This is a genomic window from Nocardioides sp. SYSU D00065, assembly GCF_017916425.1.
GTDB lineage: Bacteria > Actinomycetota > Actinomycetes > Propionibacteriales > Nocardioidaceae > Nocardioides.
The window spans coordinates 160764-172505 of record NZ_JAFMSX010000001.1; the positions used below are offsets into that span (position 1 = coordinate 160764).

General features: G+C 73.6%; 10 protein-coding genes. All 10 read left to right on the top strand.

Annotation, left to right across the window (positions count from 1 at the left end; translation table 11 throughout):
- Positions 1-98 precede the first annotated feature (98 nt).
- The 10 genes from J3P41_RS00845 to J3P41_RS00890 all read left to right on the top strand — a co-directional run bounded on the left by J3P41_RS00845 (position 99) and on the right by J3P41_RS00890 (position 11645).
- Positions 99-1157 (top strand): glycosyltransferase family 2 protein, encoded by a 1059-nt coding sequence (locus J3P41_RS00845; protein WP_246861415.1) that lies wholly within the window; start codon positions 99-101, stop codon positions 1155-1157.
- The gene (locus tag J3P41_RS19100) at positions 1154-3316 is read left to right on the top strand and encodes a glycosyltransferase family 2 protein (RefSeq protein WP_210443329.1); all 2163 of its coding nucleotides are present in this window, start codon (positions 1154-1156) and stop codon (positions 3314-3316) included. Before J3P41_RS00845 ends, J3P41_RS19100 begins: the two co-directional genes overlap by 4 nt.
- The gene (locus J3P41_RS00855; RefSeq protein ID WP_210443330.1) at positions 3313-4131 is read left to right on the top strand and encodes a polysaccharide deacetylase family protein; all 819 of its coding nucleotides are present in this window, start codon (positions 3313-3315) and stop codon (positions 4129-4131) included. The genes J3P41_RS19100 and J3P41_RS00855 overlap by 4 nt, the downstream gene beginning before the upstream one ends.
- Positions 4128-5204, top strand: a complete 1077-nt coding sequence (locus J3P41_RS00860) for a GNAT family N-acetyltransferase (protein WP_210443331.1) — start codon at positions 4128-4130, stop codon at positions 5202-5204. The genes J3P41_RS00855 and J3P41_RS00860 overlap by 4 nt, the downstream gene beginning before the upstream one ends.
- Positions 5197-6045, top strand: coding sequence for a family 16 glycosylhydrolase (locus J3P41_RS00865; RefSeq protein WP_210443332.1), 849 nt, complete (start codon positions 5197-5199; stop codon positions 6043-6045). The genes J3P41_RS00860 and J3P41_RS00865 overlap by 8 nt, the downstream gene beginning before the upstream one ends.
- A complete protein-coding gene (locus J3P41_RS00870; protein ID WP_210443333.1) occupies positions 6042-8339 on the top strand; it encodes a phosphotransferase in 2298 nt (765 codons plus the stop codon). Before J3P41_RS00865 ends, J3P41_RS00870 begins: the two co-directional genes overlap by 4 nt.
- Entirely contained in the window at positions 8336-10138 is a 1803-nt protein-coding gene (locus tag J3P41_RS00875) for a hypothetical protein (protein ID WP_210443334.1), read from the top strand. The genes J3P41_RS00870 and J3P41_RS00875 overlap by 4 nt, the downstream gene beginning before the upstream one ends.
- Positions 10135-10521: a hypothetical protein gene (locus J3P41_RS00880; RefSeq protein WP_210443335.1), complete on the top strand. Its 387-nt coding sequence runs from the start codon at positions 10135-10137 to the stop codon at positions 10519-10521. The genes J3P41_RS00875 and J3P41_RS00880 overlap by 4 nt, the downstream gene beginning before the upstream one ends.
- Complete coding sequence (locus tag J3P41_RS00885) at positions 10518-10700, top strand: hypothetical protein (protein ID WP_210443336.1); 183 nt, start codon at positions 10518-10520, stop codon at positions 10698-10700. Before J3P41_RS00880 ends, J3P41_RS00885 begins: the two co-directional genes overlap by 4 nt.
- 75 nt (positions 10701-10775) lie before the next feature.
- Entirely contained in the window at positions 10776-11645 is an 870-nt protein-coding gene (locus J3P41_RS00890; RefSeq protein WP_210443337.1) for a family 16 glycosylhydrolase, read from the top strand.
- The last annotated feature ends 97 nt before the right edge of the window (positions 11646-11742 follow it).

Genomic DNA, 11742 nt, shown 5'->3' on the forward strand with positions numbered 1-11742 from the left:
GGACCGATGGGCGACCGATCGCCGGTCGCCCGGGAATCGACTGCACAGGGTCTGAGCTCGGGTCGGGAAACCCCTGTCACAAGTGTGGGGTGGGTTGGATGCAGCACGCATGGGAGATCAGCAACAACTGTCACGACCCGGGATGTCCGCCGATGCACGGGGATCGGGCCCGGAGGAACCTCAAGAGCCCGCGCGTCAGCGTCGTCATCCCGACGCTGAACGAGGCCCGGAACCTGTCGGTGGTGTTGCCGAGGCTCCCCGACGGCCTGTTCGAGGTGGTGGTGGTCGACGGCGGGTCCACCGACGACACCGTCGAGGTGGCGCGGCGGCTGCGTCCCGACATGCGCCTGGTCGAGCAGACCGGGCGCGGCAAGGGCAACGCGCTGTACATCGGCCTGGTGGCCGCACGCGGGGACATCCTGGTGACCCTCGACGCGGACGGGTCGGCCGATCCCGCCGAGATCCCCCGGTTCGTGGCAGCGCTGGTCGCCGGTGCCGACGTGGCGAAGGGCTCGCGGTTCGCCCAGGGAGGAGGCAGCGCGGACATCACGCGCCCCCGGAAGATCGGCAACCGGGTGCTGTGCACGCTGGTGAACAGCATCTACGGCACCTGCTACACCGACCTCTGCTACGGCTACAACGCGTTCTGGGCGGACTGCCTGCCCGCGCTGTGCACGCCCCGGCCGCTGTACGCCGCGGACCCCGCCGCCGAGTCGCCCCTCGGCGAGGGGTTCGAGGTCGAGACCGTGCTCAACGTGCGCGCGGCCAAGGGGGCCCTGCGCGTGTGGGAGGTGCCCAGCTACGAGCTGCGCCGCATCCACGGCCAGAGCAACCTCCACGCCATCCGCGACGGGCTGCGGGTCGTCAGGACGATCTGGGGCGAGTCCCCCGTCTTCTCCGCCCGCTACTCCCCCGAGGCGGCGGCCCCGGCCGACGCGGTGGCAGGGGCCCTGCCCTGCTCCCCGGCGGCGCCTGCCGCTCCCTCGGTCGGAACGGCGGTCGGAACGGCGGTCGAGGTGCGGGACGAGGTCGTGCAGCTCACGCGAGCGGAGGACGCCGCGACGGACCTCGGACCGGGTCTGCTCGAGCCCGGCGCCGCGGACGTCCCGTCCGCGGTGATCGGGAGAGCGAGCAACGGACACGGACCGAAGGCGTGACCGCCCCACGCGTCCACGGCACACCGTCGGTCTCCGTCGTGGTCTGCGCCTACACCGAGCAGCGCTGGCTCGACCTCACGGCCGCCATCGACGCGCTGCGAGGGCAGAGCCGGCCGCCCGACCAGGTCGTGCTCGTCGTGGACCACAACGGCGCACTGTTGCGCCGTGCCCGGAGCGCATGGCAGCCGGAGGTCGAGGTCCTCGCCAACCAGGAGTCGCGGGGCCTCTCCGGCGCCCGCAACACCGGAGCTGCGGCCGCCAGCGGCGCCCTGGTCGCCTTCCTCGACGACGACGCCACCCCGGAGCCGGACTGGCTGGCGCACCTCACGGCCCCGTTCGCCGACCCGCGGGTCGTCGCGGTCGGCGGGGCCGCGGTCCCCCGCTGGGACGACGCACGCCCGCGGTGGTGGCCGGCGGAGTTCGACTGGGTGGTCGGCTGCAGCTATCTCGGGATGCCCGCGGGCGGTGGCGAGGTCCGCAACGTCCACGGCGCCGCGATGGCGTTCCGGGCCGATGTCTTCGCCGACGGAACCTCCTTCTCACCCGCGGTGGGTCGCATCGGCGCGGCACCCACCGGGTGTGAGGAGACGGAGCTGTGCATCCGGATACGCCAGGGCCGCCCGGACGCGCGCATCGTGTTCGAGCCGCGTGCGGTGGTGCACCACCGCGTCACCGCGGACCGCGAGCGGTTCGGCTACTTCGCGCGACGCACCTTCGCCGAGGGCCGGTCCAAGGCGACCGTCGCCCGGCTCGTCGGCGCCCGTGACGCGCTCAGCACCGAGCGTTCCTACGTGGCTCGGACCCTGCCCGCGGGAGTCGTCGAGGGACTGGCGGCCACGGTGCGGCGCGGTGACCCCGCCGGCGCCGCCCGTGCGGGAGCCATCGCCGCGGGCTTGCTGCTGACCGCGGCCGGGTACGCCGTCGGGCGCACGGACGCGCTGCTGCCCCGCCGGGCACCGGACCAGGGCGAGGACGACTTCCTCCCGGTCCGGCTGCTGCAGCTCGAGCTCACCGATCCGTCCCCTCCGGCGCCGGCTCCCGCGTACCAGCGCGCCCGCGTCCTCGTCCGCTGCGAGGGCCGACCGGTGGGTGCCACGGACGTCGCGCTCGTCGAGGGCCGCATCAGCCCCCAGGACGAGACCCGGATCCGGGCCGCCTTCGCGACGCCGCCGGCCGCCCCGGTGATCCCACCGTGGGACGCCGCCGAGCCGGACGTGACCGTGGTCATCGCCACCCACGACCGGCCCCGGCAGCTCCGGCGCTGCCTCGAGTCGCTGCTCACGGGTCGGCCCGACCTCCGGGTGGTCGTCGTGGACAACGCCCCGAGCACGTCCGCGACGCAGGACATGGTGCGCCGTGACTACCCGACGGTGACCTACGTCCGCGAGGACGTGGCCGGGCTGGCGCGCGCGCACAACCGCGGACTGCGGCACGTGGCCACTCCGGTCGTCGCCTTCACCGACGACGACGTCGTGGTCGACCGCGACTGGGTCGCGAGCCTGGCCCGACACTTCCGCGACGACCGGGTCGGCTGCGTGACGGGTCTGATCTGGCCCGCCGAGCTCGAGACACCCGGTCAGGCGATGATCGAGGCGCACGGCGGCTTCGGCAAGGGCTTCACCACGCGCACCTTCCACCTGAACGGCCGGCCCGACGACCCGCTGTTCCCGTACGCCGCGGGGACCCTGGGGTCGGGCGCCAACATGGCCTTCCGGACCGACGTGCTGCGCGGGCTGGGGGGCTTCGACCCGGCCCTCGGTGCCGGCAGCAGGGGGCGGGGCGGGGACGACCTGGCCGCCTTCGTCGACGTCATCGAGTCCGGCTGCACCCTCGTCTACGAGCCCGCGGCGATCGTGTACCACCACCACCGCCGCGAGGCCACGGACGCTCGGGCGCAGGCACTCAACTACGGCGTCGGCCTCGCGGCGTACCTCACCCGAGTCGTCGCCCGCCGACCCTCGCGGCTCCTCACCTTCGCCCGGCTGGCCCCGCTCGGGGCGCTCCACCTGGCGAGGACCTCCTCCGCCGCAGGGACGAGCCGCGGCACGGGCCAGCCCTCCCAGCTGCTGCTCTGGCAGCTCCTCGGCATCGCGCGTGGGCCGTTCGACTACGCCCGCAGCGTCCGGGAGGCACGTCACATCGGATCGGGGACGCCGTGACGGCCCGCGTCCCGGTCCTGCTCTACCACAGCGTGGCGGAGGACTCCTCGCGACGGTTCCGCCCCTGGACGCTCCACCCTCGCCGGTTCGCGGCGCACATGGAGCACCTGTCCGCGCGGGGCTACCAGAGCCTGACGCTGCGGCAGCTCGAGCAGTGCCTGCTCCCGGGCGGACCACCGCTGCCCGAGCGCCCCGTGGTGATCACCTTCGACGACGGCTTCGCCGACTTCCACGCCGCGGCGCTGCCCGTGCTCGAGGCCCACCACCTGGCGAGCACGCTGTACGTGCCGACCGGCTACCTGGGCGGGACCGCCGGCTGGCTGGCGCGGGAGCGGGAGCAGGACCGCCGGCTGCTGCACCCCGAGCAGCTGCGGGACGTCGCGGAGCGCGGCGTGGAGATCGGGGCGCACAGCCACACCCACCCCCGGCTCGACGAGCTGAGCGCGACGGAGGCCCGGGCCGAGATCCGGCGGAGCAAGGACGTCCTCGAGCAGCAGCTGCAGCGACCCGTCACCAGCTTCGCCTACCCCCACGGCAACTACAGCCGTCGGGTGCGGGAGCAGGTCATCGAGGCGGGCTACACCTCGGCCGCCGCGGTCCGGCATGCCATGTCCTCGACCGACGACGACGTGTACGCCCTGGCCCGCGTGATGGTGCTCGCCGACACGACGACCGACGACCTGGCCCGGCTGCTCGCCGGCGACGGGATCCCGCAGGCGCCCTGCCGTCCGCGCGCGCGCACCGGCCTGTGGCGGACCGCGCGGCGCACGCGACGGGTGCTGGCGTCGGCCCGGACAGGACCCCGGTCGCCATGACGCCAGCCAGCGCAGCGATCGTCGCGCGGGCGGCCCACGACGGGCCCGCCTCGCGCCGCGACTGGCACGAGCTGGTCGCGGCCGACCCGGACGCCCTGCCGACCCAGTCACCCGAGTGGATCCGAAGCGTGTGCGCCCACGGACACTACGTCGACGCCAGCACGTGCTACGGACTCTCGGACGGCCGCCGCGTCCTGCTCCCCCTGGTCCGGAGCGCACGCCGCTCCGGCCGGCTCTCGACCCTGGACTCCATGCCGCCCGCCTGGGGCTTCGGCGGACCGCTCGTCGAGGGCGGCGTGACCGCCGACGCCGTCGCGGCCGTGGTGGACGACCTGGTCGCCCGGGGCGCCCTCCGAGTCCACCTGCGCCCCAATCCCCTGCACGCCGACCTCTGGTCGAGCGCCATGGCCGAGCGACGGGGCGTCTCGACCCGGCCGTCGTGCGCACACGTGCTCGACCTGAGCGGCGGCTTCGCGACGGTCTGGCAGCAGCGCTTCAAGCCGGCGACCCGCAGCCAGGTCCGGAAGGCCGAGCGGATGGGGGTGGTGGTCGAGACCGACACCACCGGACGCCTGCTGCCGGAGCTCCACGCGCTCCTGCGGGCGTCGGTCGACCGCTGGGCCGGCCACCAGCACGAGCCGGCCTGGCTGGCGCAGGCCCGGTTCGCCCGGCGCGACCCACCGGCCAAGCTGCGAGCGATCGCCGATCACCTCGGCGCGTCCTGCCAGGTGTCGGTCGCCCGCCATCAAGGCCGCGCCGTGGCCGCGATCCTGGTCCTCCAGGGACGCAACGCGCACTACACCCGCGGAGCGATGGACGAGGAGCTGGCGGCGCAGACCCAGGCGAACCGGCTGCTGCACAAGGTGGCGATCGAGGCCGCCTGTCGGGCCGGCTGCCGCTGGTACCACATGGGCGAGTCCGGGGCCTCGGCCGGACTCGCCCAGTTCAAGAGCCGGTTCGGCGCGGTGGCGCACCCCTATGACGAGTACATCGTCGAGCGGGTCCCCCTGGACCGTCTCGACCGGCTGGCGCGCACGGGTGTCAAGCGCGCGCTGGGGGTCCGCGATGGCTGACCGGCGGCTCTGGCCGGTCGCGACGGTGGTCGCGGCGATGGCGGTGGCGGGCGCCACCGCGGTCGGCGTCATGGCGACCCGCGCCGACCCGAGCGGCTCCGTGCCGCAGGAGACACTCGTGTTCGCCGACGAGTTCGAGCACGACGCGTTGGACCCGGGCAGGTGGACCACCTGCTACTGGTGGGAGGACCGCGGGTGCACCAACAGCGGCAACGACGAGCTCGAGTGGTACCTGCCCGACAACGTCGGCGTCGAGGACGGGGTCCTGCGCCTGGAGGCGCGACGCGAGCGGGTGCGCGGCTCGGACGGCGAGACCTATCCCTACACCTCCGGCATGGTCACCACCGGCCGGAGCCGGGACGACCAGTCGCAACGACCGCGGTTCGGGTTCCGCTACGGCCGGGTCGAGGCCCGGATGCGGATGCCCGAGGGAAAGGGCCTGTGGCCCGCCCTGTGGCTGCTCCCGCTCACGCACGAGTCCCGGCCCGAGATCGACGTCATGGAGGTCCTCGGCGACACGCCCGCGACGCTGCGGGCCCACTTCCGCTACGTCGACGACGACGGGGAGCGGGTCACCGTCGGTCACACCTGGCGAGGTGCGGACTCCTCGGCCCGGTGGCACCGGTACGGCCTGCGCTGGACCCCCGAGGAGCTCGTGTGGCTCGTCGACGGCGAGGAGCAGTGGCGGTTCAGCGAGGAGGAGCACGTCCCGGACGAGCCGATGTACCTGCTGATCAACCTGGCGGTGGGCGGCGAGTGGCCCGGGGACCCGGCACCGTCGACCGACTTCCCCGCCGCCCTCGAGGTGGACTACGTCCGGATCTGGCAGCGGGGCGGGTGAGCGCGATGACCGTCGACGCCCGACCGGAGCGCCTCCGCGCCCGGCTCAGCGGGCACGTGCGCCAGCCGCTGCTGCGCAACGGCTACGCCCTGGTGCTGAACTCGGGGGCGACGGCCGTGCTGGGCATGGCCTTCTGGGTGGTGGCCGCCCGGCGCTTCTCGGTCGAGGAGGTGGGGAACGGCTCGGCTCTGGTGGCCGCGCTCAGCCTGCTGGCGACGATCGCCCAGCTCAACCTCGCCACCGTCCTGGCCCGGTTCCTGCCCACCGCAGCGAAGCGCACCGGGCGGTTGCTCGCCGGGTGCTGCGTGGCGACCGTCTCGGCCGCGCTCGTGGTGGGCGTGGTGTTCCTCGCGGGCGCCCGATGGTGGGCACCCTCCCTGCCGCTGGAGTCCCACGACCTGCACGTCGACGCCCTGTTCGTCGTGGCCCTGGTGGTCTGGTGCCTGTTCGTGCTGCAGGAGGGAGCCCTGTCCGGACTCCGCCAGTCCGACTGGGTGCTCGCCAAGAACACCGTCTACGGGGTCCTCAAGCTGGCCGCCCTCCTCGTGCCGGCCATCGCCGTGTCGTCGTACGGGGTCTTCCTCGCCTGGACCGTCCCGGTGGTCCCGGTCCTGGCGGCGGTCGGCGTCGTGATGGTCGCGCACCTCGTCCCCGCGCACGTCGCCCGCACCGCCCACCTGGCGCAACCCCTCGAGCCGCGACAGGTCGTGCAGTTCGCCTCGCTCGACTACCTGGTCGCGCTGGTGGGCACCGGCCTGACCAGCGCGCTGCCCCTCGTCGTGCTCGAGGCCTCCGGGCCGGCCGCCGCCGCGTACTTCACCCTGGCGTGGAGCATCTCCTACTCGCTCTACCTGGTCAGCCGGAGCATGGCCACCTCGCTGCTCGTGGAGGGCGCGGGTGACACCGCACGCCTCGACGAGTACAGCTGGCGCGCGATCGTGCACATCACCTGGATCCTGGCCCCACTCGTGGCGGGGACGGTCCTGGCGGCTCCGGTGCTCATGCGGATGTTCGGGGCAGAGTACGCCGCCGAGGGCAGCACCGTGCTGCGCCTGCTGGCGCTGTCGGCCCTGCCATCGGCCGTCGTCGTGGTTTACAGCGCCGTGGAGCGCGTCCGCAAGCGGATGCTCCGGCTCGTCCTGGTGACCGTCACCGTCAACGCGACCGCCTTGGCGCTCGGCTGGGTGCTGCTGCGCAGCCACGGGCTGCCCGGTCTGGGCCTGGTCTGGCTGGCCACGCAGTCGGTGACCGCGGCGATCCTGCTGGGCACCACCCTGCGCCCGGTGTGGCTGCCCCATCTCGACGGCCGGGCGGCGTCACGACTGGTCGCGGTGACCAGCGGCGTCCTGGCCGCCGCCCGCCGGCGACGGCAGCGGCGGCTCCTGGCACGGGAGTACCCGCACCTCGCGGCCACCCTCGGGCTCGATCCCCGCTGGCGCGTCCGGCGGGTGCTCACCACGGTCGGGGACGTGGTGGTCGCCGAGGTGGGGGACGCGACTCCGGAGGCGGTCCTCAAGCTGGCGCTCACCAACAGCGGGAGCGAGGCACTGCTGAGATCGTGCCGCGCGCTGGACTCGCTGTCCGCGGACCCTCGGCTCGACGGCTGGGCGCTGCTCCCCCGGACGCTCGCGATCGGGCGAACCTCCGACGGTCGGTCGGCCGTCCTCGAGCGGCACGTCGCCGGCCGGGACGGACGTGACGTGATCGCCTCCGCCCCAGGCGACGCCCCGGTGCTCGCGGTGCTCGACCACGTCGGGTCGCTGCACCGGCGCACCGGCCGCCCCGCGGTGATGGACGCGCGCCTCCAGCGGGTCTGGGTGGACGAGCCGGTCGCCGCACTCGAGTGCTGGCTCGCCCAGGCGTCGTCGGCCGGAGCGACCGGCGACCTGCGCGAGCGGCTGCGCGACGGGCTCCGGAACCGGGCGCTGACGCTCGGCTGGACCCACGGTGACCTGGCTCCCGGCAACGTGGTCTTCGACGCTGCGGGCCGACGCGTCGTGGCTCTCGTCGACTGGGAGCACGCCCGCGCAGACGGACTGACCGTCGTCGACACCGTGCACTTCCTGTTGACCGTCCGGATGCTCGGCGAGGACCGCGAGCTCGGCGACGTGGTGTGCGACCTCCTACGCCGCCCCGGCCACGGCGGCGTGCTGGGCGACCCCACGCTGGTCCTGCTCGCCTGGCTGCACCACGTCGGCGGCATCGTCACCAAGACCGGGCGCTACTCCCCCGGCGGCTACTGGGCCGCTCGCAACGTGCACCCCGTGCTGCGACGGCTGAGGAGCGGCACATGAGCACCACGCTGAGGAGCGAGGCCGGCTCGCCGACCCTCGTACGGACGCGACGCCGCATCCAGACCGGAGAGATCGGCTCGCTCGCCGGACTCGGCGCCGTGGTCGCCCTCTGGGGCTTCGCGCTGACGCGGGTCGACGTCCGCGCGATGACCGACCTCGGCCTCATCTCGGTGCTGCCCTGGGCGGCGTGGTGCGCCGCGGCCCTGCTCGTGCTCGGCTTCGCCCGCGCGCTCGCGCGGTCCGCGACGCCCGCCTGGTTGCTGACGGCGTACCCCGTGACCCTGTCGACCCTCCTCTTCACCACGCCGCTGGTCCTCTACGGGACGCCCCGCTACTCGTGGGCATGGAAGCACGCCGGCATCGTCGACTACATCGACCGCACCGGCGCGGTGGACCCCCACATCGACGTGCTCCCCATCTACCACAGCTGGGCCGGGTTCTTCGCCGCCAACGCGATGCTCACCGACCTCGCCGGGTTCGACACCAGCCTGAGCTACGCCGCCTGGGCCGAGCTGCTGTTCAACCTCCTGGCGCTCGGGGCCGTCCTGGCCATCCTGCACGCGCTCACCGGCGACGTCCGCACGACCGCGGTCGGTGCCTGGTTGTTCGTCCTGGGCAACTGGGTCGGCCAGGGGTACTTCTCCCCGCAGGGCATCAACTACGTGTGGTACCTGCTCGTGCTCGCCATCCTGCTCCGGTGGTTCCCGGCCCGGATCGCGGCGCGGTCCGCGTACTCCCCCTCGTCGGAGCCGGGCCCCGCGGGACGGGTCGGCCTGTGTGCGGTGGTCCTGCTGCTCCTGGTCAGCATCGCCGGCACCCATCAGCTCACCCCGGTGGTCATGGTGCTGACGCTGTCCGCGCTGGCGGTCCTCCGGCAGACCAGCCTGCGCAGCCTGCCCTTCGTCATGGCGGTGGTGGTGGCCGCGTGGGTGCTGTACGTCGCTGAGCCGTTCACCCGCACCACGCTCCGCGAAGCCCTCAGCGAGGTCGGCGCGGTGACCTCCAACCTCGAGGACACCCTCATCGGCTACGGGACCGCCAGCGACGGACAGATCCTCGTCTCCCTGGTCACGCGAGCGTTCACGATCGGCTTCTGCCTCCTGGCCGGTTGCGGCATCCTCGCCTCCTGGCGGTCGGGGCGCCGCAGCACGCCGGCACTCGTGCTGGCCCTCGTGCCGTTCCTGCTGGTGGGGTTCAGCACGTACGGCAGCGAGGTCCTGTTCCGGTCGTACCTGTTCGCCCTGCCCGGGTTGGCCTACTTCGGGGCGGTCCTGCTGTGGCCACCCGGGAGCACGGCGTGGCGGCACCGAGCCGTACTGGTGGGCCTGCTCTCGGTGTACCTGGCGCTGGGGTCGCTCGTCGCCCAGTTCGGCAACGACCGGCAGTACCACTTCACCGACGAGGAGGTCGCCGCCGCCGAGTACGTCTACGACAACGCGCCGCCCGGCACCCTGCTGGTCGAGGGATCCAGGAACTACCCGAGCCAGTTCCGCAACTACGAGCGCTTCACCTACGTCCCGATCTCGCGGGAGGACCCCGAGGACATCGCACGCATCCTTCGCGACCCCGTGGGGACGATGGCGCGCTGGCTGGGCGACACCGACACCTACCGGGCCTCCTACCTGATCATCACCCGGTCGCAGATCGCCGCCACCACCGCACGGGGAGAGATCCCGGGCGACGGGCTCGTCGCGATCGAGGAGGCGCTGAGGTCCTCGCCCCGGTTCCGCGTGGCGTTCGAGAACCGCGACGCCACCGTGTTCGAGCTGGCCACCGCACCGGAGGACGACACCCCGTGAACCGTCTGGAGGACTCTGCGACGCTCCGCGCGGCGGTGGCGACCGGTTCCGCCCTGGCCGCCGTCGCCGCCGTGCTGGGCGACGTCGGCGCGCCGGTCCAGCCGGCGCTCGTCCTGTGGTTCGTGCTCGTCTGTCCCGGGATGTCGTTCGTCGGTCTCGTGCCGGCCCCGTCCCTGTCGTTCGCGCTCACGCTGTCGATCTCGACCAGCTGCGCGCTGGCGGCCGTCGTCGCCCAGGCGATGCTCTTCGCGGGTGTCTGGGACCCGCTGATCGGCCTGATCGGCCTGGCGGAGATCACGGTCGTGGGGGCGGCGACGGAGCTGGGACTGCGACGCCGGGCACGACGGCTCGCCTCGACGTCCGCGAGGGGCGAGAGCCGATGAGTCCTGCCGTTCCGCTCGTGTGCCTGATCGCCCTCCTGGGCGTGCTGGCCATGCTCCAGGCCCACCACCCGTGGGAGGCCAGGGAGGCCGACCGGGCACTGGCGGTGGTGGCGGCGGCCCAGGGGCTCGTCGTCCTCGTCCTGGCGCTGAGCCAGGTGCTCGACCTCACCCGGCCCTGACCAGGGCGCCGGGTAGCCTGGGACGAGGCCCGTCGGGCCCGTCCCTGCTGTGTCGATCGAGTGGGTTGATCTCTCGTGGCTGCTCGCCGCCCGTACCGCCGTCCGGCCCTCGTGGTCGCCGGCCTCCTCCTGGCCGCCACCGGCGTCGGGTCGTCCGCGCAGGGCGTGCCCGCGGAGTCCCCCGCCGCCCGGGACAGCAGCCCGGCGACGATGCGGCCGTTGGGGGTGCCGGGCGGCTGGCGGCTGGTCTTCAGCGACGAGTTCACCGGGACCCGCCTCGACCTCGACGCGTGGCGGCCCAACTGGCTGGCGGGATCGGACCGCGAGGTCACCAAGCCCGTCAACAGCGCCGAGCTGGCGGCGTACGACCCCCGGCAGGTACGCGTGGCTCAGGGGTCCCTGCGCCTGCGTGCGGTGCGGCGCGACACCACCGACAACCAGGGCAGGCGGTACCGCTATGCCTCCGGGCTGGTGGAGTCGGCCCACGACTACCAGTTCCGCTACGGCTACGCCGAGGCGCGGATCTTCCTCGAGGCCAACACCGACCCCTCGCTGGCGGGCGTCGGCAGCTGCGGGCCCAACTGGCCGGCCTTCTGGCTGAACGGCGAGGACCACCCAGAGGACGGGGAGATCGACGTCATGGAGTGTCTCAGCGACGACGACGTCGCGTGGCACTACCACTGGGCGGAGGGAAGCGCCGGCGGCTACCCCCGACACTGGAGCGGCCGGATGCCCGGCGGGGGCGGCTGGCACACGTTCGGCGTGAACTGGGAGCGCGACCGCCTGACGTTCTACTACGACGGCCGCCGCGTCGGCACCCAGACGGCCGGCGTCACGGGGTCGCCCCACTACCTCATCCTCAACAACGGGATCAGCGGTCCCGACCTCAAGGTGCCCGCGACGATGAAGGTCGACTACGTGCGCGTGTGGAAGACCACGAGCTAGCGGGTCCGGCGGCCTCGAGGACCGCCGGGCGCAGGACGACGTCCCCGGGCCACCTGGATGGCCGGGGACGTCGTCGCGCGGTCGCGGCGTCGATCCG

What these genes read in the sequence shown, in the direction of transcription:
- J3P41_RS00845 (WP_246861415.1), top strand. Translation starts at nt 99, where the DNA reads ATGCAGCACGCATGGGAGATCAGCAACAACTGTCACGACCCGGGATGT.
- J3P41_RS00860 (WP_210443331.1), top strand. Translation starts at nt 4,128, where the DNA reads ATGACGCCAGCCAGCGCAGCGATCGTCGCGCGGGCGGCCCACGACGGG.
- J3P41_RS00865 (WP_210443332.1), top strand. Translation starts at nt 5,197, where the DNA reads ATGGCTGACCGGCGGCTCTGGCCGGTCGCGACGGTGGTCGCGGCGATG.
- J3P41_RS00875 (WP_210443334.1), top strand. Translation starts at nt 8,336, where the DNA reads ATGAGCACCACGCTGAGGAGCGAGGCCGGCTCGCCGACCCTCGTACGG.
- J3P41_RS00885 (WP_210443336.1), top strand. Translation starts at nt 10,518, where the DNA reads ATGAGTCCTGCCGTTCCGCTCGTGTGCCTGATCGCCCTCCTGGGCGTG.